19 protein-coding genes are annotated in these 25,487 nt (G+C 72.5%); 13 read left to right on the top strand and 6 right to left on the bottom strand.

The annotated features are described in order from the left end of the window. Positions 1–70 precede the first annotated feature (70 nt). Both treY and treZ read left to right on the top strand, forming a co-directional pair. A complete protein-coding gene (gene treY, locus ABD369_RS13085) occupies positions 71–2,488 on the top strand; it encodes a malto-oligosyltrehalose synthase (protein ID WP_344636509.1) in 2,418 nt (805 codons plus the stop codon). Further along, positions 2,485–4,224: a malto-oligosyltrehalose trehalohydrolase gene (treZ, locus tag ABD369_RS13090; RefSeq protein WP_344636510.1), complete on the top strand. Its 1,740-nt coding sequence runs from the start codon at positions 2,485–2,487 to the stop codon at positions 4,222–4,224. Before treY ends, treZ begins: the two co-directional genes overlap by 4 nt. Positions 4,225–4,264: 40 nt before the next feature. Here the strand turns inward: treZ and ABD369_RS13095 are convergent, their stop codons facing one another. Both ABD369_RS13095 and ABD369_RS13100 read right to left on the bottom strand, forming a co-directional pair. Next, the gene (locus ABD369_RS13095; RefSeq protein WP_344636511.1) at positions 4,265–5,158 is read right to left on the bottom strand and encodes a transketolase family protein; all 894 of its coding nucleotides are present in this window, start codon (positions 5,156–5,158) and stop codon (positions 4,265–4,267) included. Between the two features lie 58 nt (positions 5,159–5,216). After that, complete coding sequence (locus ABD369_RS13100; protein ID WP_344636512.1) at positions 5,217–5,933, bottom strand: transketolase; 717 nt, start codon at positions 5,931–5,933, stop codon at positions 5,217–5,219. Positions 5,934–5,988: 55 nt separating this feature from the next. On the opposite strand from ABD369_RS13100, the gene soxR reads away from it, so the two are divergent. The 3 genes from soxR (at position 5,989) to ABD369_RS13115 (ending at position 7,845) form a co-directional block, all read left to right on the top strand. Further along, positions 5,989–6,507, top strand: coding sequence for a redox-sensitive transcriptional activator SoxR (gene soxR, locus ABD369_RS13105; RefSeq protein ID WP_344636513.1), 519 nt, complete (start codon positions 5,989–5,991; stop codon positions 6,505–6,507). Between the two features lie 37 nt (positions 6,508–6,544). Next, positions 6,545–7,393 carry an SAM-dependent methyltransferase gene (locus ABD369_RS13110; protein WP_344636514.1) on the top strand — a complete coding sequence of 283 codons (849 nt, stop codon included), beginning with the start codon at positions 6,545–6,547 and terminating at the stop codon, positions 7,391–7,393. 65 nt (positions 7,394–7,458) lie between these two features. Beyond that, positions 7,459–7,845: a VOC family protein gene (locus tag ABD369_RS13115; RefSeq protein ID WP_344636515.1), complete on the top strand. Its 387-nt coding sequence runs from the start codon at positions 7,459–7,461 to the stop codon at positions 7,843–7,845. A gap of 31 nt (positions 7,846–7,876) precedes the next feature. Here the strand turns inward: ABD369_RS13115 and coaE are convergent, their stop codons facing one another. Further along, a complete protein-coding gene (gene coaE / locus ABD369_RS13120) occupies positions 7,877–8,470 on the bottom strand; it encodes a dephospho-CoA kinase (protein WP_344636516.1) in 594 nt (197 codons plus the stop codon). Positions 8,471–8,680: 210 nt separating this feature from the next. Between coaE and ABD369_RS13125 the strand changes: the two genes are divergently transcribed. The 3 genes from ABD369_RS13125 to ABD369_RS41115 all read left to right on the top strand — a co-directional run bounded on the left by ABD369_RS13125 (position 8,681) and on the right by ABD369_RS41115 (position 12,704). Continuing rightward, on the top strand, positions 8,681–9,556 hold the full coding sequence (locus ABD369_RS13125; RefSeq protein ID WP_344636517.1) for an alkaline phosphatase family protein: 876 nt from the start codon (positions 8,681–8,683) through the stop codon (positions 9,554–9,556). Between the two features lie 100 nt (positions 9,557–9,656). Next, positions 9,657–11,978, top strand: a complete 2,322-nt coding sequence (locus tag ABD369_RS13130; RefSeq protein WP_344636518.1) for a transglycosylase domain-containing protein — start codon at positions 9,657–9,659, stop codon at positions 11,976–11,978. Between the two features lie 555 nt (positions 11,979–12,533). Then, positions 12,534–12,704, top strand: a complete 171-nt coding sequence (locus ABD369_RS41115) for a double zinc ribbon domain-containing protein (RefSeq protein ID WP_425557604.1) — start codon at positions 12,534–12,536, stop codon at positions 12,702–12,704. 320 nt (positions 12,705–13,024) lie between these two features. Here ABD369_RS41115 and ABD369_RS13140 read toward each other — a convergent pair whose 3' ends face one another. Next, complete coding sequence (locus tag ABD369_RS13140; protein ID WP_344636520.1) at positions 13,025–13,666, bottom strand: MBL fold metallo-hydrolase; 642 nt, start codon at positions 13,664–13,666, stop codon at positions 13,025–13,027. Positions 13,667–13,736: 70 nt separating this feature from the next. Between ABD369_RS13140 and ABD369_RS13145 the strand changes: the two genes are divergently transcribed. Next, positions 13,737–14,171 carry a MarR family winged helix-turn-helix transcriptional regulator gene (locus tag ABD369_RS13145; RefSeq protein ID WP_344636521.1) on the top strand — a complete coding sequence of 145 codons (435 nt, stop codon included), beginning with the start codon at positions 13,737–13,739 and terminating at the stop codon, positions 14,169–14,171. Positions 14,172–14,404: 233 nt separating this feature from the next. Further along, complete coding sequence (locus ABD369_RS13150; protein ID WP_344636522.1) at positions 14,405–14,557, top strand: hypothetical protein; 153 nt, start codon at positions 14,405–14,407, stop codon at positions 14,555–14,557. On the opposite strand, the gene ABD369_RS13155 is transcribed toward ABD369_RS13150, so the two are convergent. Then, positions 14,547–16,808 (bottom strand): MMPL family transporter, encoded by a 2,262-nt coding sequence (locus ABD369_RS13155; RefSeq protein ID WP_344636523.1) that lies wholly within the window; start codon positions 16,806–16,808, stop codon positions 14,547–14,549. The two genes, ABD369_RS13150 and ABD369_RS13155, sit on opposite strands and share 11 nt — an antisense overlap. A gap of 205 nt (positions 16,809–17,013) precedes the next feature. Beyond that, positions 17,014–18,501, bottom strand: a complete 1,488-nt coding sequence (gene rpsA / locus ABD369_RS13160; protein ID WP_344636524.1) for a 30S ribosomal protein S1 — start codon at positions 18,499–18,501, stop codon at positions 17,014–17,016. A gap of 527 nt (positions 18,502–19,028) precedes the next feature. Between rpsA and ABD369_RS13165 the strand changes: the two genes are divergently transcribed. The 3 genes from ABD369_RS13165 (at position 19,029) to hrpB (ending at position 25,266) form a co-directional block, all read left to right on the top strand. Then, entirely contained in the window at positions 19,029–19,868 is an 840-nt protein-coding gene (locus tag ABD369_RS13165; protein WP_425557605.1) for a class I SAM-dependent methyltransferase, read from the top strand. A 125-nt stretch (positions 19,869–19,993) separates the two neighbouring features. Beyond that, complete coding sequence (locus tag ABD369_RS13170; protein WP_344636525.1) at positions 19,994–22,396, top strand: ArnT family glycosyltransferase; 2,403 nt, start codon at positions 19,994–19,996, stop codon at positions 22,394–22,396. A 263-nt stretch (positions 22,397–22,659) separates the two neighbouring features. Further along, complete coding sequence (gene hrpB, locus ABD369_RS13175) at positions 22,660–25,266, top strand: ATP-dependent helicase HrpB (protein ID WP_344636526.1); 2,607 nt, start codon at positions 22,660–22,662, stop codon at positions 25,264–25,266. Positions 25,267–25,487 lie beyond the last annotated feature (221 nt).

Below are 25,487 nucleotides of genomic sequence, written 5' to 3' on the forward strand. Positions count from 1 at the left end.
GTGCCGCGCCGGTTGGACCATTCGCACCACGCGGCCATAGCGGCCCCCGAGCCCGGGTAGGCATCCCCCCATGACATCCGCCGCCGCACCCCGTCCGACGGCCAGTTACCGGCTGCAGCTCCAGCCCGGGTTCACCCTGCACGACGCCGAGCACGCGGTCGCCTACCTCGCCGCGCTCGGTGTCTCGCATCTGCACCTGTCGCCGCTGCTGGAGGCCGTACCCGGCTCCACCCACGGCTACGACACCGTCGACCACGGCCGGATCAGCGAACAGCTCGGCGGCGAGCGCGCCCTGCGGTCGCTGGCCGCCGAGGCACAACGGCACGGTCTGCGCCTGATCGCCGACGTGGTGCCCAACCACATGGCGCTCCCGGTGCCCGAGCAGCTCAACCAGCCGCTCTGGCAGGTGCTGCGGGACGGCCCCGACTCGGCGTACGCGCACTGGTTCGACATCGACTGGACGGCCCAGCCGGGGCCGGCCGACGCTCCCGCCCGCGGCCGGCTGCTACTGCCGCTGCTGGGCGACCGACTCGGCGCGGTACTGGAGGAGTTGGAGACCGACGGCGAGGTGCTGCGCTACCACGAGCACACCTTCCCGCTGCGCCCCGGCACCGCCCACCTGCCGCTGCCCGAGCTGCTGCGGCACCAGTGGTACCGGCTGGCCTGGTGGCAACTGGCCAGCGCCGAGCTGAACTACCGGCGGTTCTTCACCGTCAACGAGCTGATCGCGGTGCGGGTCGAGGTGCCCGAGGTCTTCGAGGCCACCCACCGCACCCTGCTGCGGCTGCACGCCGACGGCGTCCTGGACGGCTTCCGGATCGACCACCCCGACGGCCTGGCCGATCCGCGCGGCTACCTGGAGCGACTGGCCGAGGCCACCGGCGGCGCGTACACCGTGGTGGAGAAGATCCTCACCGGCCGGGAGCAGTTGCCCGCCGACTGGCCGTGCGCGGGCACCACCGGCTACGACGCGCTGCGCCGGATCGACGGCGTACTCACCGACCACGCCGGCGCCGAGCAACTGATCACGGCCTACCGCCGGGACACCGGCGCCGGTACGGCGGCGGCCGCCGCCGCCCGCGGGCGGGCCGAACTCACCGCTCCCGACGGCGAACTGGCCGCCGAACTGGACCGCCTGGTGCGGCTGGTGCAGCGGATCTGCGCCACCGAGCCCGCGCTCGCCGACCACGCGCCGTGGACCGTCCGGGAGACGCTGCGCCACCTGCTGACGGCGTACCCCGGCTACCGGCCCTACGTCCGGCCGGGCGAGAGCGCGCCCGAGGAGTCGGTGGCGCAGGTCGAGGCGGCGCTCGGCAACGGCCCGGCGGCGCTCGCGGACCTGCCCGGGGCGGCGGCGACCGCCGCGCTGGTCCGCGATCTGGTGCTCGGCCGGCTGGGGCGCGGGGCGGCGAAGGACGAGTTCTGCACCCGGTTCGCGCAGACCGCCTCGGCGGTGGCCGCCAAGGGCGTGGAGGACACCGCCTTCTACCGCTGGAACGCACTGCTGAGCCTGAACGAGGTCGGCGGCGATCCCGCCCACCCGGGGGTGCGGCCGGACGAGTTCCACGCCTGGTGCCGGGACTCGGAGCAGCACTGGCCGCTCTCCATGACGGCGCTGTCCACCCATGACACCAAGCGCAGCGCCGACGCCCGGGCCCGGCTCGCGGTGCTGGCCGAAGTGCCCGGCCACTGGGCCGACGAGTGCCTGGCCTGGACCTGCTCGGCCGGTCTCTGCCCGGACCGGAGCACCGCCTGGCTGCTCTGGCAGACCCTGGTGGCCGCCTGGCCGCTCTCCGCCGACCGGCTGGTGTCCGTGCTGCTGAAGTCGGCCCGCGAGGCGAAGCTGCACACCTCCTGGACGGCGCCGGACACCCGGTTCGAGCAGGCGCTGGCCGACTACGCACGCGGTGTGCTCGCCGATCCCGGCCTCTGCCCGAGGATCGCCGGCTTCGTCGAGATGATCTCCCCCTACGCGCGCAGCAACACCCTGGCGGCCGCCCTGCTGCACCTGACCATGCCGGGCGTGCCCGACCTGTACCAGGGCAGCGAGGAGCCGCTGTACACCCTGGTGGACCCGGACAACCGGGCCCCGGTGGACCTCTCCGCCGTGGCGGTCCGGCTCACCGACTCCGCTGTCGACCGCCCGGGCGACCTGGCCAGGGAGAAGCTGCACCTGACCACCACCGCCCTGCACCTGCGCCGTGACCATCCGCTCGGGCCGTACCGTCCGCTCGCCGCGCAGGGCCCGGCCGCCGCCCATCTGCTGGCCTTCGCCCGCGGGCCCGAGACGGTCACCGCCGTGACCAGGCTGCCGTACGGGCTGGAACGGCAGGGAGGCTGGCGCGACACGGTGCTGGAGCTGCCGGGGGGCCGCTGGAGGGACGAGCTGACCTCGCACCGGATCGCCGGGGGTGCGGTGCCGGTGGCCTCGCTGTTCGAGCGGTATCCGGTCGCGCTGCTGCGCCTTGAGCAGGGTGGTGGCCGGTGACCACGTACCGGGTCTGGGCCCCCGAGGCCACCCTGGTGGAGGTCGAGGTGGACGGCGTCGCGCACCCGATGGTGCCGGAGGCGGGGCGGCTCGGCTGGTGGCAGGCCGACGCGCCGAACGGCGACTACGGCTTCCGACTGGACGGCGGCCCGCCGCTGCCGGACCCGCGCTCGCGGCGCCAGCCGTACGGGCCCGACGGATTGAGCCGTCCGGTGGCGCACGAGGACTTCCGCTGGTCGGACACCCCATGGCACGGGCGGCCGCTGCCCGGCTGCGTGGTGTACGAGCTGCACGTCGGCACCTTCACCTCGGCCGGGACTTTCGACGCGGCGGCCGAGCGGCTCGGCCACCTGGTCGAACTCGGCGTGGACTTCGTGGAGTTGATGCCCCTCTGTCCGTTCCCCGGGCGCAGCGGCTGGGGGTACGACGGGGTCTCGCTCTGGGCGGTGCACGAGCCCTACGGCGGCCCGGACGGGCTGAAGCGCTTCGTGGACGCGGCCCACCGCAAGGGCCTCGGCGTCGTCCTGGACGTGGTGCACAACCACCTCGGCCCGTCCGGGAACCATCTCTCCGCCTTCGGGCCGTACTTCACCGACCGGCACCACACCCCGTGGGGAGCGGCGGTCAATCTGGACGCACCGGGCTCGGACGAGGTGCGGGACTTCCTGATCGGCAGCGCGCTGGCCTGGCTGCGGGACTACCGGGTGGACGGCCTACGGCTGGACGCGGTGCACGCCCTGGTGGACGGGCGGGCGCTGCACTTCCTGGAGGAACTCGGCTGTGCGGTGACGGAGTTCGGGGAAGCCACCGGACGTCCGCTGTTCCTGGTCGCCGAGTCCGATCTGAACGACCCCCGGGTGACGGATCCGCGCCAGTCGGGCGGGTTCGGGCTGACCGCGCAGTGGAGCGACGACTTCCATCACGCGCTGCACGTCGTCCTGACCGGCGAGAGCCAGGGCTACTACGCGGACTTCGCGCGCCGGCCGCTGGCCGCCCTGGCCAAGACCCTGACCGGCGGCTACTTCCACGACGGCAGCTGGTCGTCCTTCCGCGGGCGCAGCCACGGCCGGCCGTTCCCGGCGGCCTTCGGGCACCGGCTGCTGGGCTACCTGCAGACCCACGACCAGGTCGGCAACCGGGCCACCGGCGACCGGATCTCCGCCACCCTCTCCCCGGGGCGGCTGGCCGGGGGTGCGGCACTGGTGCTCACCTCGCCGTTCACGCCGATGCTCTTCATGGGCGAGGAGTGGGGCGCCACCACACCCTGGCAGTACTTCACCGACCACACCGACCCGGCCCTCGCCGAGGCCGTACGGGAGGGCCGACGGCGGGAGTTCACCGAGTTCGGTTGGACTTCGGACCAGGTGCCCGACCCGCAGGCGCCGGCCACGGTGCTCGCCTCCGTCCTGGACTGGACGGAACCGCGCCGGGAGCCGCACCTCGGGCTGCTGGACTGGTACCGGCGGCTGATCAGACTCCGGCGGGCCCATCCCGAGCTGGCCGACCCCGACCTCTCGGCCGTGCGGGTGGCCTACGACGAGCAGGAGGGCTGGCTGGTGGTGCACCGCGGACCGTACCGGGTGGTGGTCAACCTCGGCGGGGGAACTCCGCGCGAGGTGGTGCTGGACCGGCCCTACGCGGGGACGCTCGCGCTGTTCGGTGACTGCTGGCCGGGCAGCGGGGAGAACTCGCTCTTCCTCGCCCCGGACTCGGTCGCGGTGGTCGAGGTCGGCTGACTTCCGCCGGGCGCGGGACCCCCGGCCAGCCCGGGGCGGGCTACCACAGGTACGCGGTGATGCGGTCGCGCAGGCCGGCCGCGTCCAGGCCGTAGGCGGCGAGGTGCTCCGGGATGGAGCCGTAGTGGCGGTGTTCCTCGCGGGGGACGCCGAGGCCCAGCACCCGGTGCGGGCGGTCGGCCAGCGCGTCATGGGCCTCGTTGGCGGAGGTGCCCGCCAGGTAGGGCTCGACCAGGACCACGTCCGGCCGGTCGCCGAGGGCGGCGCGCAGCCCGGCCGCGTCGAAGGGGCGGACGGTTGCGGCGTAGAGCACGGTGACGTCCAGCCCCTCGGTGGCGTCGAGCACCGCGTCCAGCATCGGCCCGACCGCCAGCACCACCCCGCGCCTCCCCTCCCGCACCCGCAGGAACCGGCCCGGCGTGACCGGCCGGGCCTCCGCGTTGCGGTGGGCGGAGAGCCGGACGTACACCTTGCGGTCGCCGTCCGCCGCCGCGTGCCGCAGCAGGGTCTCGGCCTCGTCCGGGTGGCCGGGCACATGGACGGTCCAGCCGGGCAGGGTGTCCAGCAGCGCGACGTCGCCCGGCGCCATGTGGGTACGGCCACCGGCCGGCCAGTCGTACGAGCCCGCCGCGCTGACCAGCACCGCGCCGACACCCTGGTGTTCGAGGTCCAGCTTGACCTGCTCGAAGGGCCGCTCCACCAGGAAGCTGGCGAAGGTGTGGGCGATCGGCCGCATCCCGGTCAGCGCCATCCCTCCGGCGGCGCCGATCAGCAGCTGCTCCCGGATGCCGACGTTCACCACCCGGTCGGGGTGGCGGCGCGCGGCCTCGGTGAACGGGTCAGCGCTGATGTCGGCGAGCAGCAGCGCGATCCTGGGGTCGCGGTCCAGCAGGTCGGTGGTGACGTCGAAGAAGCGCTCGCGCATGGTTTCCATCGGTGGTCTCTTTCGGCTCGGGAGGGCAGGACGCGGGAAGGGACGGGACCCGGGGGACTCAGGAGTTCTTGGGCTCGACCCGGGCGACGACGGCATGCGGCCGGCCCGGGTGCGGCGCGGTGTACGCCTCGTACAGGGCCTGGTGGTCGCGCCCGTCCACGGTGACCGCGGACCAGCCCTCGGCCTCGAAGCGGGAGGCGATCCCGCCGCGCCAGCCGTGCGTGGCCGAGGAGTTGTCGATGGCGACCACGTGCAGCCGGTCCAGCCCGGCCGCGCCCGCGAAGGCGACCGCCTCGTGGTTGCTGCCCTCGTCGAACTCGGCGTCCCCGATCAGCACCCACACCGCCGGGTCGAGCAGCCCTTGGGCGCGCAGGCCCAGCGCGGTGCCGACCGCCAGCGGCAGCCCGTGACCGAGCGAACCGGAGGAGATCTCCGCGCCCGGGACCAGCAGCCGGTCCGGGTGGTGGCCGAGCGGCGAGTCGTAGGTGCCGAAGCTGGCGAGGATCTCCGGGTCCAGGAAGCCCTTCGCGGCCAGCACCGCGTAGTAGGCCATCGGGCCGTGGCCCTTGGAGAGCAGGAAGCGGTCCCGGTCGGGGCTCTCCACGCTCGAAGGGGAGACGTCGAGTACCCGGTCGTAGAGCACCCAGAGGGCGTCGAGGGTGGAGGTGGCAGCCGGTCCGTGCTTCTCGTCACCGGTCATCCGGGCCATCAGGCCGGGCAGGTCGGCGAAGCCGTACGGGCGGGCGGAGCGCTGCGGAGCGAGTGCGGTGGTCATGGGTAGAGCATGCAAGTTGAAGTCGACTTCAAGTCAAGCGCGCTATTCTCCGCCCATGGCACCCTCCAGGCACGACCTCCTGACCATCGGTCAGCTCGCCGAACGCAGCGGGCTGGCCACCTCGGCGCTGCGCTACTACGAGAGGCTCGGACTGATCCACGCCGAGCGCACCGCCGGCAACCAGCGCCGCTACGCCCGCTCCACGCTGCGCCGGGTCGCCTTCGTGCGGGCCGCCCAGCGGGTCGGCCTCTCCCTGGAAGAGGCCCGCACCGCACTCGACCGACTCCCTCAGGACCGGGCGCCCAGCACCGCCGAGTGGAGCGGAGTGGCGCAGTCCTGGCAGTCCCGGATCGACCAGCAGATCGCCGAACTGGAGCAGCTGAAGGTCAAGTTGACCGGCTGCATCGGCTGCGGCTGCCTCTCCCTCTCCCGCTGCTCGCTGTACAACGCCGAGGACCGCGCCGCCGCGACCGGCCCCGGAGCGCGCTACCTGCTCACCCGGGACCCGTCCAGCGGACCGGAACCGCACCCGCCGGCCGGATCGTCCATCTATGCTGCGTGCCAAGACACATAGCAGTCACGGGGAAGCCTGCGGGGGAACGAGGTTCATCATGACCGACCATCAGAACATCTCACTGGACTGGATGTCGCCCGACGGCACGGAGCTGCGCCCGCCCGCCGACCTTCGTCCCGAGATACCCCACCCCGCCCGGATGTACGACTACTACCTGGGCGGCAAGGACAACTTCCCCGCCGACCGGGAGGCGGCCGAGCGGGTCATCGCACTCGGGCCGATGGTACGGCTCGGCGCCCGCGCCAACCGCGACTTCCTGCAGCGGGCCGTGCGGCACCTCGCCGAGCTGGGTGTGACGCAGTTCCTGGACATCGGCACCGGCATCCCCACCGCCGGCAACACCCACGAGATCGCCCAGCAGGTGCACCCCGACGCCAAGGTCGCCTACGTGGACAACGACCCGATCGTGCTGGTGCACAGTCGCGCACTGCTCGCCGGCAGCCACGGCACCACCACCGTCGTCCAGGCCGACCTGCGCGATCCGGCCGCCGTCCTGGCCGCCCCCGAGGTGCGCGAACTGATCGACTTCGGGCAGCCGGTCGCCCTGCTGCTCTTCGCGATCCTGCACTTCATCGACGAGTCCGACGACCCGTACGGGATCGTCCGGCAGCTGGTCGACGACCTCCCGTCCGGCAGCTATCTCGCGCTCTCGCACGGCACTTCGGACTTCGCGTCGCCCGCCGAGCACGAGAAGGGCACGGCCGTCTACCGCACCGCCACCGCCCAGCTGACCCCCCGCAGCCGGGAGCAGGTGCTGCGCTTCTTCGACGGCCTGGAGCTGCTGGAGCCCGGTCTGGTCACCGCCCCGCTCTGGCGCCCCGACCAGGAGGCCCGGAGCACCGACGCCACCACCGGGCTCTGGGCCGGGGTCGCCCGCAAGCCGTAGGGTCGCGGACGGGCCGTGGGTGTCGACTCCCCGGTGCGCGTGCGCCGCGATGGCAGCATGGCGGGATGGCACACATCGGACTCACCGCCCTGCTCGTCCGCGACTACGACGAGGCCATCGCCTTCTACGTGGACGCGCTCGGATTCGAACTGCGCGAGGACAGCCCGCGCGAGGACGGCGGGCGGTGGGTCGTGGTCGCGCCGCGCGGGTCCCGGGAGACCGCTCTGCTGCTCGCCCGTCCCCACCGGCCCGAGCAGCGGGCCCGGATCGGCGACCAGACCGGCGGGCGGGTCGGCCTCTTCCTGTACACCGAGGACTTCGAGGCCGACCACCGCCGGATGACCGCCGCCGGGGTCACCTTCCTCGAGGACCCCCGCCACGAGCCCTACGGCACGGTCGCCGTCTTCGAGGACCTGTACGGCAACCGCTGGGATCTCCTCCAGCCCGAGTAGGGGCCTCGCCCCGGGGCGTTTCGGTCAACCGCTAGAGGCGCGCCCGCAGTTGCTCCCATACCCCCCGGACCCGGGGGGTCAGGTCGGCCAGCGTCCCGCTGTTGTCGATCACCAGGTCCGCGACCGCGAGCCGCTGCTGGCGGGAGGCCTGGGCCGCCATCCGGGCCTTGGCCTCCGCCTCGGTCATGCCGCGCAGGCGCACGAGCCGGTCCAGCCGTACCTCGTCGTCGGCGTCGATCACGACCACCAGGTCGTACAGCGGCGCCAGCCCGTTCTCGGCGAGCAACGGCACGTCGTGCACCACGATGTCCTCGGGCCCCGCCGCGTCCTCGAGTTCGGCGGAGCGCGCCCGGACCAACGGGTGGACGATCGCGTTGAGCGCTGCCAGTCGCGCCGGGTCGGCGAAGACGACCGCGCCGAGCGCGGGGCGGTCGAGCGACCCGTCCTCCCGGAGGATCCCGGAGCCGAACTCGGCGACCACGGCCGCCAAACCGTCGGTGCCCGGTGCCACCACCTCACGGGCGATCAGGTCGGAGTCCACGACCACCGCACCCAGTGCGGCGAACTGCCGTGACACCTCGCTCTTGCCCGCGCCGATCCCACCCGTCAGTCCGATCCTCAGCATGCCGCCAGGCTACCGCCGCCCGTCGGCCGCCCCGACGGCGGATGAGCACTGGAACGGCGGATGAACATCACACACCCGTTCGGCGAACTGTGCGAGTCGTGTCCCCGGGAACTCCGGGAAAGGTGCGACCGGGCCGCGACCGGCAGCCGTTCGCCCGGGCTAGGGTGCCGGAGAGACCCCTGCCCAGCCGCTCGTCCCCTTGGAGTTCCCGTGTCCAGCCTGTGGTCCGCCGGCCCCCGTCGCGTCCTGGTCGTCGGCATCGACGGCGTCCGCCTCGACCTGCTGCCCGAGCTGCACACCCCGCACCTGGACTCGGTCGCCGCCGCCGGCTTCCTCGCCCCCGTCGAGGTGGACGACGTGACCCCGACCATGTCGGGCCCGTGCTGGGCGACCATCGCCACCGGCGTCGGCGTGGCCAAGCACGGTGTGCTCGGCAACCACCTGGGCGGCAACCGGCTGGACGTCTTCCCGGACTTCACCACCCGGCTGGCCGCCGTGCACCGCCGCCGGACCTTCGCCGTGGGCGGCTGGGAGCCGCTGTTCCTGGCCCGCAGCGGCGGCCCGCTGTTCGCCGCGCCGAGCCGGCTGTCCTACATAGCGCCGCTGGAGGACACCCCCGAGGCGTGGGAGGTCTGCGACGAGCGGGTCACCGCGGAGGCGGTGCACGTGCTGACCGGCGAGGACCAACCGCAGGCGTCCTTCGTCTACCTCGGCGCGGTGGACGAGACCGCGCACTTCCTCGGTTGCGGCGAGGAGTACCGCCGCTCGATCGAGACCGCCGACGCCCGGCTCGGCCGGCTGCTGACGGCGGTCGAGGGCCGCCCCGACGAGGACTGGACGGTCATCGTGGTGACCGATCACGGGCACGTCGACCAGGGCGGCCACGGCGGCCGGAGCGAACTGGAGCGCACCGCCTGGATCGCCGCCCAGGGCCCCGGCATCATCCCGGGCGCACCCCTCGGGTCGCTGCACCACACCGATGTCGCCGCGCACGTCTACGCCGCCCTGGAGATCGTCCCCGACCCGCACTGGACCCTGGACGGCCGCCCGTTCACCCAGGCCGGCACACCGGTTGTGGTCAGCTGACACCCAGTCTTTACTCATCTGACCAGTCGTCACAATCCTGTGACGAAGGTGTGTCGAAAATCAGGTACTGGCTTTACCGGGGTCGACGTATGGTCGGCCCATGCCACGCAGAACGCCGAACGGTCTCCGCAAGAACATACGACTCAGCGCCAGTTTCATAGGCGCCTGCGTCGTGGGGGGCGTACTGGCCGCCGGGCTCGTGCTGCCGGCGGTCGGCGCGGCGGGACTCGGTGCACAGGCGGCGGTGCAGGACTTCGACAGCCTGCCGGACGACTTCAAGACTCCGCCGCTCTCCCAGGCGTCCACCATCTACGACGCCGAAGGCGGTGTGATCGCCACCGTCTACGACCGGGACCGCACGGTCGTACCGAGCAAGCAGATGTCCCCGCTGGTGAAGACCGCACTGGTGGACATCGAGGACAACCGCTTCTACCAGCACGGCGCCATCGACCTGAAGGGCGTCCTGCGTGCCGTCAACACCAACGCCAACGCCGGCGGCACCGCGCAGGGCGGCTCGACCCTCACCCAGCAGTACGTGAAGAACGTGTTCGTCGAGGAGGCCGGGGACGACCAGACGAAGGTCCTCCAGGCCCAGCGGGCCACGCTCGACCGGAAGATCAAGGAACTCAAGTACGCGATCAAGGTCGAGGAGACCCTCACCAAGGACCAGATCCTCACCAACTACCTGAACATCACCTTCTTCGGCGAGAGGGCCTACGGCATCGAGGCGGCCTCCGAGCGGTACTTCAGCGTCCACGCGGACGAGCTGAGCCTGCCGCAGGCCGCGCTGCTGGCGGGCCTGGTCCAGTCGCCCTCCGGCTACGACCCGATCGCCCACCCGACCCAGGCCAAGCAGCGCCGCGACACCGTGCTGCGCAAGATGGCCGAGTTCGGGCACATCACCCAGCAGCAGGCCCAGGACGCCATCGCGACCGACCTCAAGCTGAACGTCACCCACCCTCAGCAGGGTTGCATCACCGCCCAGTTGGGCGAGGGCTTCTTCTGCGACTACGTGCACCGCACGGTGCTCTCCAATCCGGCGTTCGGGCGGACGGCCGACGAGCGCCAGGCGCTGTGGGCCCGCGGCGGCCTGCAGATCCACACCACGCTGGTCCCCAAGGACCAGAAGGCGGTGCAGGACGCGGTCACCAACAACGCGGACGCCTCCGACAAGCCGGCCGCGGTGATGACCCTGGTGCAGCCGGGCACCGGCAAGATCCTCGGCATGGCGCAGAGCCGCCCGTACGGGGTGGACGACAACCAGACCCAGATCAACCTGAACGTGCCCAAGAACATGGGCGGCGGCCTGGGCTACCCGACCGGCTCCACCTTCAAGCCGATCGTCGCGGCAGCCGCGCTGGAAGCCGGCTACGGCATGAGCACCTCCTACAACACGCCCTACAGCATCCCGTGGCCCACGATGACGGACTGCTCGGGCAGGGTCTACAAGAACACCGGCGACGTGCACAACGACGCCACCACGCTGGCCGGGAACTTCTCCATGCCGGATGCGATGGCCCAGTCGGTCAACACCTACTTCGCCAACCTGGAGCACGACGCCGGGCTGTGCAACGTCGCCCGGATGGCCAACAAGCTCGGCATCACCCAGCAGGCCGGTGGTGAGAACCTCGCCGTCGTGCCGTCGATGGTGCTCGGCAGCAATGACCTGACCCCGCTGGAGATGGCCGAGGTGTACGCCGCCTTCGCCGCGCACGGCACCTACTGCGCGCCGAGTGCGATCACCTCGGTCACCGCGCCCGGCGGCAAGAACCTGAGCGTGCCGCAGACCAGTTGCACCCAGGCGATGTCCGCGGACACAGCGGACAGCATCACCAGCATGCTCAAGGGCGTCGTCCAGGACGGCACCGGCAAGACGGTCGGCCTCAACGACCGGGACAACGCGGGCAAGACCGGTACCACCAACGACAGCAAGCAGGTGTGGTTCGTCGGCTACACCCCCGAGCTGGCCGGCGCCACCGTGGTCGGTGACACCCTCAACCCGCGCCCGCTGGAGGGCCAGCGGATGCACGGCGAGCGGCTGACCAACGTCTTCGGTGGCACGGTGGCGGGCCCGATCTGGAACGCGGCCATGGAGGACGCCCTCGCGAACGTCCCGCCCAGCAGCTTCAACTCGGTCCAACTGCCCGGCACCGGCGCGGGATCCGACCCCGGCACCGACCCCGGCACCGGCGCGGGATCCGACCCCGGCACCGACCCCGGCACCGGCGCGGGATCCGATCCCGGTTCCGACCCCGGCACCGATCCTGGCTCGCCGACCGCCACGGGTGACGCAGGTGGCGCGGGCGGTGCGGGTGGCGCGGGCGGTGCGGGTGGCGCGGGCGGTGCGGGCGGTGCGGGTGGCGCGGGCGCTCCGGGCAACCCCAACCGGCCCGCGCAGCCGCAGGGCCAGGGGCGGCAGTGACCGCTGATGGACACACATGTGCCACGCTGTGCCGCGACTTCATGAGCAAAGGGTGGGAATAGCTTGAGCAGCGAGATCTACTTCAGTAACAACTACCGCGACCTGTGCGAACAGCACGGCACGGGAGCGGGTTTCCAGTTCGAGTTCTCGTGTCAGCGCTGCCACGACAATTGGCGTTCCCCGTTCGAGCCGTTCCGGACCGGGCAGGTGGCCGGCTGGGTCAACAAGGGCATCAACGCCGTCTACGGGCTGATCGGCGGCAACGCCACCAACGGGATCAGCAACGCCGCCGACGGGCTGGCCGGCGCCAATTGGGGCAGCGGCCGGGACAGCGCCTTCGAGCGCGCGATAGGCAACGCCCAGCAGCACTTCAACCGCTGCGCGCGGTGCACCGACTACGTCTGCGGCCGGTGCTGGAACCCGGAGCAGGGGCTCTGCCAGAACTGCGCCCCCGACACCGCCGCCGAGGCGGTCGCCGCCCAGCGGCGCGGGCTCAACGACTTGGTCTCCCAGCGGGCCTACGAGCAGGGGCAGCAGGCCGGCCAGTCCTTCGACGTGGACACGCCGCGCCAGCTGGTCTGCCCGCAGTGCCGGACCGAGACCCACGGGACCCCGTTCTGCCCAGGCTGCGGTCACCGGCTGGCCGTCCAGAACGACTGCGGTGTCTGCAACAAGCCGGTGCCGGACGGCGCCGCCTTCTGCCCGAGCTGCGGGGCTCGGCGCTGACGCTCGGCCTCACTCCGCCCTGACATGGAACTGCTCTGCACCGGACCCGGTCCGGTGCAGAGCAGTTCCCGTTGGGCCCCGGTCGCATACCGCGCTCGTCCCGGCCGGAACGGCTCGGGAGCAGAACAACTCGCGGTCGGAGCGGCTCGCAGCCGGAGTCACCCGGGGCCGGAACGGCTCGCGGCCGGAGCAGGTCGTTGTCGGAGCAGCTCGTGGCCTGACCAGCCCGTTCACCGGGCAGCACCGGCGCGGATTTGATCTGCCGCAGAGCGGATCCGACGCAGAATCGCTCCCGCCCGGCTGCCCGGGACAGGTGCGGCTCAGCCGAGGTCGACCTGCTCGCCCGCCGCCAGTTGGCGCAGCTCGGCACCCGTACCCGGCCCGCCCTCGCCCAGCAGGCGGCCGTACACCATCTGACCCACCTCGCTCAGTACGGCCTCGTGCACCGCGAGTGCCCGCCGGGGCTTGAACTCACGGACGTAGTCGATCAGCTCGGCGGCCTTGGACCACGGCGCTGCGATCGGCAGCAGCAGCGTCTCCACCGGCTGATCCAGCAGGGTGAGCGCATCACCCGGGTGGAAGACCCGGCCGTCCAGCAGGAATCCGATGTTGCGCACCCGCGGGATGTCGGGGTGGATCACGGCATGCCACTCACCGTGCACGCTCACGCCGAGCCCGTTGATGTCGAAGGCGTCGCCCGCACCCACCACCGTGACCCTGCCGCCGAGCCCCGAGAGCTGGTCGGCCACCGTGCGGTTGGTCCAGATCCGCAGCCCCGGGTTGGCCTCGGCGGCGGCCCGCAGCCGGTCCTCGACGAAGTGGTCGAAGTGCTCGTGAGTGATCAGTACGGCGTCAGCGCCTTCGATCGCCTCCGGTGCGGTGAACATCCCGGGGTCGATGACGACGGTGGCGTCCGTGTGCTCGATGCGTACGCAGGCATGCCCGAACTTGGTAAGTCGCATGCCAAAACTGTACAGCAAGGCTGTACAGTTTCGCTGCAAATTAAGCCGAACGGCCGGATAAGCTGACCCCATGGAGCCACAGGAGCACGCAGACCCCGTCGACCCGTTCGAGATCGCCGCCGAGCTGCGACTGGCCATCGGTGCCCTGGTTCGTCGGCTCCGGGTGGACGACGAGCTGCCACAGAACCAGGCCGCCGTACTCGGCTGGCTGGTCCGGGAGGGGCCGCGCACCACCAGCCAACTTGCCGAACTGCAGCGGGTCCGGCACCAGTCGATGGCCCGTACGGTCACGCTGCTCACCGAGGCGGGACTGGTGGAGCAGCAGCGGCACGCCACCGACGGCCGCAAGGTGCTGATCGCCGCCACCGACGCGGGCACGGCCGCCCTGTACGCCCAGCGCACCCGCCGCGAGGGTCGGATCGCCGCAGCCATCAGCGAGCGGCTCACCCCGGACGAACAGCGCCGGCTCCGCGACACCGTCGCCCTGCTCCATCGGCTGGCCTGAAAACCCTCGCTGCACCGGAGGACTGTGGGGCCGCCGCCGCACCGTCAGCCGGACGGCTCCCCAGGGGCGGGCAATGCGCGAGCCGGGCTGCACGTAGGCACACCGCCCCGGCCCGGCTCCACGGCACCGGCTCACGTCACCGGAGAATCCACCGGGCGGGTGAGTGCCCATGCCCTCCCCGGGTCTGCGGCGTCGAGCAGGGCGATCCGTACCGCCCCGGAGGGAAGCCCACCGTGAGCGCCGCCCACAAGACCCTGTCCCCCCGGAACGTCCTGCTCGCCGCCGCCCTGTGCGGCCTGCTGTTCGCCGGCGCGGGCAGCGCCGCCGCCTGCAGCGCCGTGGACGCCATCGCCCCGGGCTTCGGCAACTCCTGCGTCAGCGGCTGACCCCGGCGCGCTCCGCGTCGCGCTCCAGGGCCCGTTCCACGTCCCGTCCGGCCTCCGCTCGCCGCCCCGGCAGTGCGACGGCCACGGCGGCCGGCGCGGCGGGAATCGGCGGCAGCACCACATGCTCCCTGAGCCCGATCCTCCGGTGCAGCCGCCGCAGCGGGCCCGGGGCCCACCAGTTGAACTCGCCGAACAGCGTCATCGCGGCCGGTACCAGCAGGCACCGGACCAGTGTGGCGTCCACCGCGACCGCCACCGCCAGCGCGATGCCCATCTCCTTGACCATGAGCATCTGGCCCGCCGCGAACCCGGCGAAGACAATCACCATCAGCAACGCCGCCGAGGTGATGATCCGACCGCTCCGCTGAAGACCGAGCTCCACCGAGCGGGCACAGCCGTGGCCCTGGTCCCGGAGTTCCTTGATCCGCGCAAGCAGGAAGACCTCGTAGTCCATCGAGAGGCCGAAGGCGAAGGCGAAGACCAGCACCGGTATGAAGGTCTCCAGGCCACCCGTCGGACTGAATCCGAGCAGCCCGCTGAAGTAGCCGTGCTGGAAGACCAGGGTGAGCGAGCCGAGCGAAGCGCCCAGCGAGAGCACGTTCATCAGCAGCGCCTTGACCGGCATCACCACCGAGCCGGTCATCAGGAAGAGCAGCACCAGCGTCCCGGCCGCGACCAGCCCGAGCGCCCAGGGGCCCCGGGTGGCGATCTCGTGCTGGAAGTCGGCCACCGAGGCCGCGTCGCCGGTGACATAGGTGGTGAGCCCGCCGCGGTCGGCCCGCAGTTCGCCCACCACGCGCTTCGCCTCGGCGCCCTGCGGCGCGCCGTTCACCAGCACCTCGACCGTGCTCACCCGGTCGGCGACCGGAGCGACCGACCGGATCCCGCTGACCCCGGGCAGCTTGGCCGCCACGTCCTCCGCGTACGCCTGCGCGGTGTTCCGGTCGGCCTCGACCACGACTGTGACCGGGGCCGGGGCCTGCTGCGGGAAGCGCTCCGAGATGGCCTCGGTGACCTGGCGTCCCGCGGAGGAGGTGGGCAGCACGGCCGCTCCCGAGCTGCGCCACTGCGAGCCCAGGAAGGGCGCGCCGGCGGCCAGCAGCAGCGCGACGCAGCCGAGCACCACCGGCACCGGCCGCCGCTGCACCCGGCGGACCGTACGGGTGAAGAAGCCCTCGTCCGGAACCGGCGTGGTGGGTGCCTTGACCCGGTGGCCGACGAAGCCGAGCAGTGCGGGGACCAGGGTCAGCGCAGCGGCGACGGCGATGATCACCACGCTGACCCCGGCCGCCGCGACGGCACGGAAGACCGGACTGGTGAAGACGAAGAGTCCGGCCAGCGCGACGGCCACGGTCAGCCCGGAGAAGGCGACCGTCCGGCCCGCGGTGGCCGCAGTGCGCTCGACCGCGTAGGCGATCGCGGCACCGCAGCCGCGCTCCTCACGGAAGCGGTTGACCATCAGCAGCGCGTAGTCGATCGACAGCCCCAGTCCCAGCACGGTGGCGATCGGCAGCACGCTGGTGTCGATGTCCATGATCCGGCTGAACCCGAACATGGCCAGCAGCGCCCCGCCCACCGAGGCGACCGCGCCGATCACCGGCAGCCCGGCCGCGGCCAGCCCGCCGAAGACCAGGACCATCACGATCAGCGTCAGCGGCAGGGTGACCAGTTCACCGAAACGGGTGTCGCTGGCGGTCTGGTCCTTGACCTCGCGCTGCAGCACCAGGTCCCCGCCGACCGTGGTGTGCACGCCGTCCGCCCTGATCGACTGCAGCTGCCGGGTCACGGCCGACAGTTGGGCGTCGGTCGAGCCCTCGGCCATCCGCACCGCGACCAGGCTCGCCCGGCCGTCGGTGGCGGTGAGCGCCGGGCCCGCACGGTAGGTGTCGACGGCCGAGACCACGCCGGGCAGCCTGCCGATCCGGTCGGTGGCTGCGGTCACTGCGGCGCGTACCGCCGGGTCGGCCACGGGTGCGCCGTCCACCACGGCGGTGACGGTGCCCTTGGCGGAGTCGACGGCGGCGACCAGGGCCTCGCCCCTGGCGGACTCCGAACCGCCTGCCGCGGTACCGGCCACCGAGCCCTCGAAGACCCGTCCGCCGATCAACACCCCGAGCACGAGCACCAGGAGCCAGAAGCCCAGCACCGAACGCCGCCGCCGGTGGCAGAACCGGCCGAGGGCCGCGAGCCTCCCGTCGACCTGGACGGGAGCGGCGGCGGGTTCGACAGCTGCAGCGAGCGGGTGGCGCATGTGCGAGAACCTTTCGGGCAGTTCACCCAAAAATAAGTGGAGTCGCCCAAACCTCCTATAGGTGGACGATGAGCTTCATCTCACACCGGAACCGGGCACCCGCTCGGCAGCCGCCGGCCGGCGTCCGGATACGACAGAACCCCCACCCGGAGCCCCGGGTGGGGGTTCTGTCAGTTACCAGCGCCGGTCAGCGCCGAGCGTGAGCTCAGCTCTGGCCGCCGGCCAGCTTCTCGCGCAGAGCGGCGAGCGCCTCGTCCGAGGCGAGCGCGCCGGAGCCCTCGTCGCTGCTGGAGGAGTACGAGCCACCACCGGCGACCGGGGCCTCCTCGCCGGCCTCGGCGGCAGCGGCGGCGTCGGCCTCACGGCTCTTGATGACCTGAGCCTGGTGCTGCTCGAAGCGGGCCTGCGCCTCGGCGTACTGGCGCTCCCACTCCTCACGCTGCTTCTCGTAGCCGGGCAGCCAGTCGTTCGCCTCGGGGTCGAAGCCCTCCGGGTAGATGTAGTTGCCCTGGTCGTCGTAGGACGCGGCCATGCCGTACAGGGTCGGGTCGAACTCGACCGCGGCAGCGTCGGGGCCGAAGGCCTCGTTGGCCTGCTTCAGCGACAGGCTGATGCGACGACGCTCGAGGTCGATGTCGATGACCTTGACGAAGATCTCGTCGCCGACCTGGACGACCTGCTCCGGGATCTCGACGTGGCGCTCGGCCAGCTCGGAGATGTGGACCAGACCCTCGATGCCCTCGTCGACGCGGACGAACGCACCGAACGGAACCAGCTTGGTGACCTTACCCGGAACGACCTGGCCGATCTGGTGGGTACGGGCGAACTGCTGCCACGGGTCCTCCTGGGTCGCCTTCAGCGACAGGGAGACACGCTCGCGGTCCATGTCGACGTCGAGAACCTCGACGGTGACCTCCTGGCCGACCTCGACAACCTCGGACGGGTGGTCGATGTGCTTCCAGGACAGCTCGGAGACGTGAACCAGACCGTCGACGCCGCCCAGGTCCACGAACGCACCGAAGTTGACGATCGAGGAGACGACACCGGAGCGCACCTGACCCTTCTGCAGGGTGGTGAGGAAGGTCTGGCGGACCTCGCTCTGGGTCTGCTCCAGCCAGGCACGGCGGGACAGGACCACGTTGTTGCGGTTCTTGTCCAGCTCGATGATCTTGGCCTCGAGCTCCTTGCCCACGTAGGGCTGGAGGTCGCGGACGCGGCGCATCTCGACCAGCGAGGCCGGGAGGAAGCCACGGAGGCCGATGTCGAGGATGAGACCACCCTTGACGACCTCGATGACGGTACCGGTGACGATGCCGTCCTCTTCCTTGATCTTCTCGATCGTGCCCCAGGCACGCTCGTACTGAGCGCGCTTCTTGGACAGGATGAGACGACCCTCCTTGTCCTCCTTCTGGAGAACCAGGGCCTCGATGTTGTCACCGACGGAGACGACCTCGTGCGGGTCAACGTCGTGCTTGATCGAGAGCTCGCGGGAAGGGATGACGCCCTCGGTCTTGTAACCGATGTCGAGGAGCACCTCGTCACGGTCGACCTTCACGATGACGCCCTCGACGATGTCGCCATCGTTGAAGTACTTGATGGTCTCGTCGATCGCGGCAAGGAACGCGTCCGCGTCGCCGATGTCGTTGACCGCGACCTGCGGGGTGGTGCTGATGGTGTCGGTGGGGCTCGTCATTAGGAAAGGGGCTCCGGTACGGACATGAAGTCGTAGGTAATGCCACGCGGAGGGCCCGTATCGCTCCCACCGAAAGCCGGACAGCCAAGAACACGGCCCACCCGCTGAAATTCTCCAGAAGGGGTCCGTCTTGCGACCGTGGGGTCTTCGACAGATGCGAGCGCGACCTGCTCCGTCCGAGGCGCGCAGGCCCGCAGCGCAACTTGTAGCATACGGGGACAGCCGGGCACGGTCAACGCCAGAGAAGGCGAGACGGTAAAGGCCGGGACAGATAAGGCCATATCCTCCATCTGCGCACCCTGCGCCCATGATCACCTTAGTACCTTCGAGTTCGGTACCCTGAGGTGATCACCAGCGCGGGAGGCAGCCGCAGGGCCCGCTCCGGTCCCCGGATGCCACCGCCCGATCCGCCCCGTTCGACCGGGCCGGCTCGTTGCAGTAGCGCTTCCGCAGCCTCCACCCTACGCGACGGGTTTCACACTTTGTCCACCACCCCCGATCTTCCGGACCCCACCGATCTCAGCGCCCTGGCCGCCCTCGGGGACCAGCTGTCCGAGGACGACGACAGCGAGGCCGTCCGCCGCGAGGCCGCGCCCGCCGAGAGCAGCCGGGCCAGCCGCCACTGGTGGGACCGCAACGCCGACGAGTACCAGGACGAGCACGGCGAGTTCCTCGGCGACGCCCGCTTCACCTGGTGCCCCGAAGGACTCGACGAGGCCGACGCCCGACTGCTCGGATCCCCGGACTCGCTCAAGGGCGCGAAGGTGCTGGAGCTCGGCGCGGGCGCAGCCCAGTGCTCCCGCTGGCTGGCCGCCCAGGGTGCGATCCCCGTCGCCCTCGACATCTCCTACCGGCAGCTCCAGCACTCCCGCCGGATCGACCTGGAGGCCGGCGGCGAGCCGGTCGCGGTGCTCCAGGCCGACGCGGCCGTGCTCCCGTTCGCCGACGGCTCGTTCGACCTGGTCTGCTCGGCGTACGGGGCGGTGCCGTTCAGCGCCGACACCGCCGCGCTGATGCGCGAGGTGCACCGGGTGCTGCGGCCCGGCGCGCGCTGGGTCTTCTCGGTCACCCATCCGATCCGCTGGGCCTTCCCCGACGAACCCGGCGTCGAGGGGCTCACCGCCACCGCCTCGTACTTCGACCGCACGCCCTACGTCGAGCAGGACGAGCACGGCCACGCCACCTACGTCGAGCACCACCGCACCCTGGGCGACCGGGTCCGCGAACTCACCGGCGCCGGCTTCCGCCTGCTCGACCTCGTCGAACCCGAGTGGCCGGACGGACACGAACAGGAGTGGGGCGGCTGGAGCCCGCTGCGCGGCCGGCTGATCCCCGGGACCGCGATCTTCGTCGCTCAGCGGGACTGAGGGCCGGCGGGGCCGAGCGCGTCCGAAGGGGCGCGCCCCGCGAAGAGACGCTCTGGAGAGAAACATGACCAAACCTGGAGGACTCTCCAAGGAAACTCTCATGCGGGCAGCAGATCGTGCCGCGTATGGCTACCGATCTGCTCACCGCACCTCTCCGGACCGTGGCCGCCCCGCCGGGCGGCCGCAGGGTCCCGTGGAAGTCCCCTGACGGCCAGCCCGGATACGCCCGGCCCGCGCTGCTGGGGATCGCGGCCGTCGCCGCGGTGCTGTACGCCTGGAACATCAACCACAGCCAGTACCACGCCTTCTACGCCGACGCCGTGCGCAGCATGACCGAGAGCTGGAAGGCGTTCCTCTTCGGCTCGTTCGACCCGGCGAACACCATCACGCTCGACAAGCTGCCCGGCTTCCTCTGGCCGCAGGCGCTGTGCGCGCGGCTCTTCGGGTTCCACCCGTGGGCGCTCACCCTGCCGCAGGCGATCGAGGGCGTGCTGGCCGTGCTGGTGATGTACCGGGTGGTGCGGCGGTGGGCCGGGGCCAACGCCGGGTTGCTCGCGGCCGCCGCCTTCACCCTGACTCCGGTGGCCGCCGGACTGTTCCGTACGGCGGTCGAGGACGCCGCGTTCACGCTGCTGCTCCTGCTGGCGGCCGACGCGGCGCAGCGGGCCGCGCAGTCGGGCCGGCTGCGGCCGCTGCTGCTCGCCGGAGTCTGGGTCGGGCTGGCGTTCCAGACCAAGATGCTGGAGGCGTGGGCGGTGCTGCCCGCACTGGCCGCGGTGTACCTGGTCTCGGCGCCGGTCACGCTGCGGCGGCGGTTCGGCCATGTGGCGCTGGCGGGTCTGGTGACGGTCGCGGTCTCGGCCTCCTGGATGCTGGCCGTCACGCTCACTCCGGCCAAGGACCGTCCGTTCGTCGACGGCACGACCGACAACTCGGCCTTCAGCATGGTGGTCGGGTACAACTTCCTGAACCGCTTCTCGTCGGTGGGCCTTTCGGCTTCGCAGACCGGAAGCGTCCAGGCGGTCCGCGGCGGCGGGGGCGGCGGCAACCACGGGGGCGGCGGCCACGGTGGTGGCTACGGCGCGGGCGGCCGTGGCGCTGGTGGTCACGGCGGTGGTCAGGCCGGCTCCGGCGCGGGTGGCGCGGGGTTCGGGGCGGGCTTCGGCGCCGGTCACTCGGGTGCTGCGGGTGCCTCGGGCATGCCGGGTGCCTCGGATGCGCCGGGTATGCCGGGTGCTCCCGGTGACGCCGGGGCGGCGGGCCACGGCGGTTGGCGGACGGAGGCCCAGGGTGGCGGCGGGGCCGGTGCGACCGGCATGGCCGGCGCCGGGGCGGACGCCGGGGCGTTCTGGGCCGCGGCAGGCGGTGGTGGCGGGGGCGGCATGAGCGACGGCGGCTGGACCAAGATGTTCAACTCGCAGTTCGCACCGCAGACCGGCTGGTTCTATCCGCTGGCACTGGTCTCGCTGGTCTGCGGCCTGGTCTGGCGGCGACGCGCGCCGCGCACTGACGTACGGCGGGCCGGGTTCGTGCTGTGGGGGACCTGGCTGACGGTCTTCTTCCTGGTCTTCAGCGCGGGCAGCGTCGGCGGCCACAGCTACTACATGGGTGTGATCGCGGCTCCGCTCGCCGCGCTGAGCGGCACCGGACTGGTGCTGATGTGGCGGGCGTTCCGCGACGGCGGACGCCGGGCCTGGGCGCTGCCGGTGGCGATCGCGAGCACGGTCGCCTGGTGCGCCTACCTGGCCTGGACGTACCCGACCTTCCTGCCGTGGCTGGCACCGACCGCGATTGCCCTGGGCCTGCTGGCCCTGGTCCTGCTGGGACTGGCCCGAACGGGTGGCGGCAAACGGTTCGCGGGGCTCTTCGGGCGGCGGCTCGCACTGGCCGGTGCGCTGACGGGCATCGCGGCCGTGCTGGTAGCACCGAGCGCCTGGGCATCCTCGGTCCTGGACTCGAAGTACGGCAACTCGGGCATGGGCACCGTCGGCCCGGTCGGCGGCGGCCACGGCGGCGGCAACCAGCGCTCGGCGACGTCCTCGGAGTTCGCCCGGCTCATGCAGGCCGAGCAGGCCAGGTTCGGCGGCGGCCAGGGCGGCGGGTTCGGTGGCGGCTTCGGCGGTTCCTCGGAGCACCTGAGCGCTCCGCAGCAGGCCCTGTTCGACTACCTCCAGGCCCATCGGGACGGTGCCCGCTACCTGCTCGCCACCACCAACTGGAGCAGCGCCTCACCGTTCATCCTCGCCACCGGTGCCGAAGTGCTGCCCATGGGAGGCTTCAGCGGATCGGCGCCGGCGCCGAGCCCGTCGCAGTTCCAGCAGTTCGTCGACTCGGGTCAGCTGCGATACGTCCTGCTCACCGGCGAGGGCGGCATGGGTGGCATGGGCGGTGTGGGCGGCTCGGCCAACCCGGCGACGGCGCAGATCCAGTCCTGGGTCCGCACCGCCTGCACCGTGGTGTCCCCCGGTGAGTACGGCGCCACCGCTCAGGGGACCCAGCAGCTCTACACCTGCCGACCCGCTCGCTGACGGGTCTCCCCCGGGGCGCGGGAACCGCGCGAGGAACCAGGTACGGTACCTCGCTCGTGCGGCTCCCGCGCCCCGGGCGTTTCCGGTTGACGCGGCAGTCCACCGAAGGCCGCGCACGTGCGACCTACCCACGCGAACTCCCGCGCCACTGCACGTGCACACCCCGCACGGACTCCCCTGCCGCTGCACGTGCACACCCCGCACGGACTCCCCCGCCGCTGCACGTGCACACCCCGCACCGGACTTCGCACATACTGCTGCACGTGAACCCCGCCTGGCTCGAACTCCCCGTCCGCACCGCCGTCGCACCACTGCGGCAGGCCCTGGAGGCGCGCGGCACCGCCGTTCTCTCGGCACCGCCCGGCACCGGGAAGACCACCCTGGTGCCGCTCGCCCTGGCCGGGTTGGTCGAGGAGTCCCCCGAGCCGGTGCGGCGTGTGCTGGTGGCCGAGCCGCGCAGGCTGGCGGTTCGGGCAGCGGCGCGCCGGATGGCCTGGCTGCTCGGCGAGAGCGTGGGGCGCCGGGTGGGGTACACCGTCCGGGGCGAGCGGAAGACCGGCCCGGACACCGTGGTGGAGGTGGTCACCACCGGCGTGCTGCTGCAACGGCTCCAGCGCGACCCCGAGTTGGGCGGTGTGGACACGGTCGTCCTGGACGAGTGCCACGAACGGCACCTGGACGCGGACACCGCACTCGCCTTCCTGCTGGACGTCCGGGCCGCGCTCCGCCCCGAACTGCGGCTGGTTTGCGCCTCGGCGACCTCGGACCCCGCCGCCTGGGCCGGGTTGCTCGGCGGTGAGGAAGGGCCCGCCCCGGTGGTGGAGGCGCACGGCGTCTCGTACCCCGTCGAGGTGGTCTGGGCGCCCCCGCCGCGTGCCGTGCGCCCTCCGCACGGGATCCGTACCGATCCGGCGCTGCTCGACCATGTCGCCGCGACCGTCCGCCGGGCGCTCGGCGAGCGCTCCGGTGACCTGCTCTGCTTCCTGCCCGGCGTCGGCGAGATCGCCCGGGTCGCCGGGATGCTCGCCGGTACGGTCGATGCCGAGCTTGTGCAGTTGCACGGGCAGGCGCCGCAGTCGGTGCAGGACGCGGCGCTGTCGGTCGGCGACCGGCGCCGGGTCATTCTGGCCACCTCGGTCGCCGAGTCCTCGCTGACCGTCCCTGGGGTCCGGGTGGTGGTCGACTGCGGGTTGGCGCGGGAGCCGCGTACCGACCATGCGCGCGGACTGTCCGGCCTGGTCACCGTACGGGCCTCGCTGGCTGCGGGCCGGCAGCGCGCGGGGCGCGCCGGGCGCGAGGCTCCCGGCGCGGTCTACCGCTGCTGGGCGGAGGTCGAGGACGCGCGGGCGCCGCGCTTCCCCACACCCGAGATCGCGCTCGCCGACCTGACCGGGTTCGCGCTGCAGGCCGCCTGCTGGGGCGATCCGGACGCCCGCGGCCTCGCGCTACCCGACTCCCCGCCCGCCGGCGCGCTGGCCGCGGCGCGCCAGACGCTGTCCGCGCTCGGCGCGGTGGACGGCAAGGGGCGGGCCACCGAACGCGGGATCCGGATCGCCCGCACCGGCCTGCACCCCCGGCTCGGCCGCGCTCTGTTGGACGGTACCGGTGTGGTCGGCGGACGCCGCGCGGCCGAACTGGTCGCCCTGCTCTCCGAGGAGCCCCCGCGCGCACTGGGCGACGACCTGCTGGCCGTCTGGCGCACGGTGCGCGGAGCCGGGGACGCCTACGCCTCCCGGTGGCAGCAGGAGGTCCGCCGCCTGCACCGCGCCGCCTCGCCCACCGCCGACCGGCTCCCGGACAGCGCCGACCGGCCCGTGGAGAGCGCCGACACGTCCGGCACCACGAACGCCTCCGCCTCGCCCGCCGGCACCGGCCGCTCCGGGAGCGGGGCCGCAGGGCCGTCCGATGCCGTCACCGCCGGGCTGGTGGTCGCGCTCGCGCACCCCGAGCGGATCGCGCGGGCGCGGTCCGCGGACGGCCCGTACCTGATGGCCTCCGGCACGGCGGCCGAGACCGCGGCCGGTTCGGCGCTCGCCGGGGCGGGCTGGCTGGCGGTGGCGGTCGCGGACCGACCGGCGGGCTCCCCCTCGGCGCGGGTCCAGCGCGCGGTGGTACTGGACGAGGGGACGGCCCGGCTGGCCGGTGCCTCACTGCTGTCGGAGCGCACCGAGGTGCGCTGGGTGGTGCCGCCGGGCGGACGGCGCGGGGACGTCGCCGCACGCCGGGTCGAGGAGTTGGGGGCGATCGAGCTCACCGCTCTGCCGCTGCCGGATCCGGACCCCGGGCTGCTACGGACGGCCCTGCTGGAGGGGCTGACCCGCGAGGGGGTGGGCGCACTGCTCAACTGGTCGCCCAAGGCGGTGGCGCTGCGACAGCGGCTGGCCCTGCTGCACCGCGTGCTCGGCGCGCCCTGGCCGGACGTCAGCGACCAGGGACTGCTGGCGGCTGCCGAGGACTGGCTGGAGCCCGAGCTCTCCCGCGCCCGCCGCCGGGTCGACCTGGAACGGATCGACACCGCCACCGCACTCCAGCGGCTGCTCCCCTGGGCCACCGGAGAGGCCGGGCGGCTGGACGAACTGGCGCCCGAGCGGATCACCGTGCCGAGCGGTGCCCGGATCAGGGTGGACTACTCGACCGAACGCCCGGTGCTGGCAGCGAAGTTGCAGGAGTTCTTCGGCTGGCAGGCCGCACCCGCACTGGTCGACGGCCGGGTGCCGCTGACGGTCCACCTGCTCTCTCCGGCCGGCCGCCCGGCCGCCGTCACCGGCGACCTCGCCTCGTTCTGGCGCGAGGGCTACCGCGCCGTCCGCGCCGAACTGCGCGGCCGCTACCCCCGCCACGCCTGGCCGGAGAACCCGAGCGAGCGGTAACGGCGGTACGCCGGGGAGCACCGGCCAACTGCGCGACCGACAGGGCTGCTTGCTCGAGCGGACATCAGCCCGTGGGTGTAAACCCACGGGCTGTCGGTGCTGCCGTCATTGCCACCGACGGTCCGATGCGCCACCCGGGCGGCTCACGGCACCGTTGACCAGGTGATCGAAGTCAACGAACCGGCGCCACGGCGCCGGCGACACCCCGCCCCACGCACAAG

The organism is Kitasatospora cystarginea (assembly GCF_039533515.1).
Classification (GTDB): Bacteria; Actinomycetota; Actinomycetes; order Streptomycetales; family Streptomycetaceae; genus Kitasatospora; species Kitasatospora cystarginea.

Coding starts and splice junctions, on each gene's coding strand:
- treY (WP_344636509.1), top strand. CDS start 71: ATGACATCCGCCGCCGCACCCCGTCCGACGGCCAGTTACCGGCTGCAG.
- ABD369_RS13095 (WP_344636511.1), bottom strand. CDS start 5,158: ATGGAAACCATGCGCGAGCGCTTCTTCGACGTCACCACCGACCTGCTG.
- ABD369_RS13100 (WP_344636512.1), bottom strand. CDS start 5,933: ATGACCACCGCACTCGCTCCGCAGCGCTCCGCCCGCCCGTACGGCTTC.
- soxR (WP_344636513.1), top strand. CDS start 5,989: ATGGCACCCTCCAGGCACGACCTCCTGACCATCGGTCAGCTCGCCGAA.
- ABD369_RS13110 (WP_344636514.1), top strand. CDS start 6,545: ATGACCGACCATCAGAACATCTCACTGGACTGGATGTCGCCCGACGGC.
- ABD369_RS13115 (WP_344636515.1), top strand. CDS start 7,459: ATGGCACACATCGGACTCACCGCCCTGCTCGTCCGCGACTACGACGAG.
- coaE (WP_344636516.1), bottom strand. CDS start 8,470: ATGCTGAGGATCGGACTGACGGGTGGGATCGGCGCGGGCAAGAGCGAG.
- ABD369_RS13130 (WP_344636518.1), top strand. CDS start 9,657: ATGCCACGCAGAACGCCGAACGGTCTCCGCAAGAACATACGACTCAGC.
- ABD369_RS13140 (WP_344636520.1), bottom strand. CDS start 13,666: ATGCGACTTACCAAGTTCGGGCATGCCTGCGTACGCATCGAGCACACG.
- ABD369_RS13145 (WP_344636521.1), top strand. CDS start 13,737: ATGGAGCCACAGGAGCACGCAGACCCCGTCGACCCGTTCGAGATCGCC.
- ABD369_RS13155 (WP_344636523.1), bottom strand. CDS start 16,808: ATGCGCCACCCGCTCGCTGCAGCTGTCGAACCCGCCGCCGCTCCCGTC.
- rpsA (WP_344636524.1), bottom strand. CDS start 18,501: ATGACGAGCCCCACCGACACCATCAGCACCACCCCGCAGGTCGCGGTC.
- ABD369_RS13170 (WP_344636525.1), top strand. CDS start 19,994: ATGGCTACCGATCTGCTCACCGCACCTCTCCGGACCGTGGCCGCCCCG.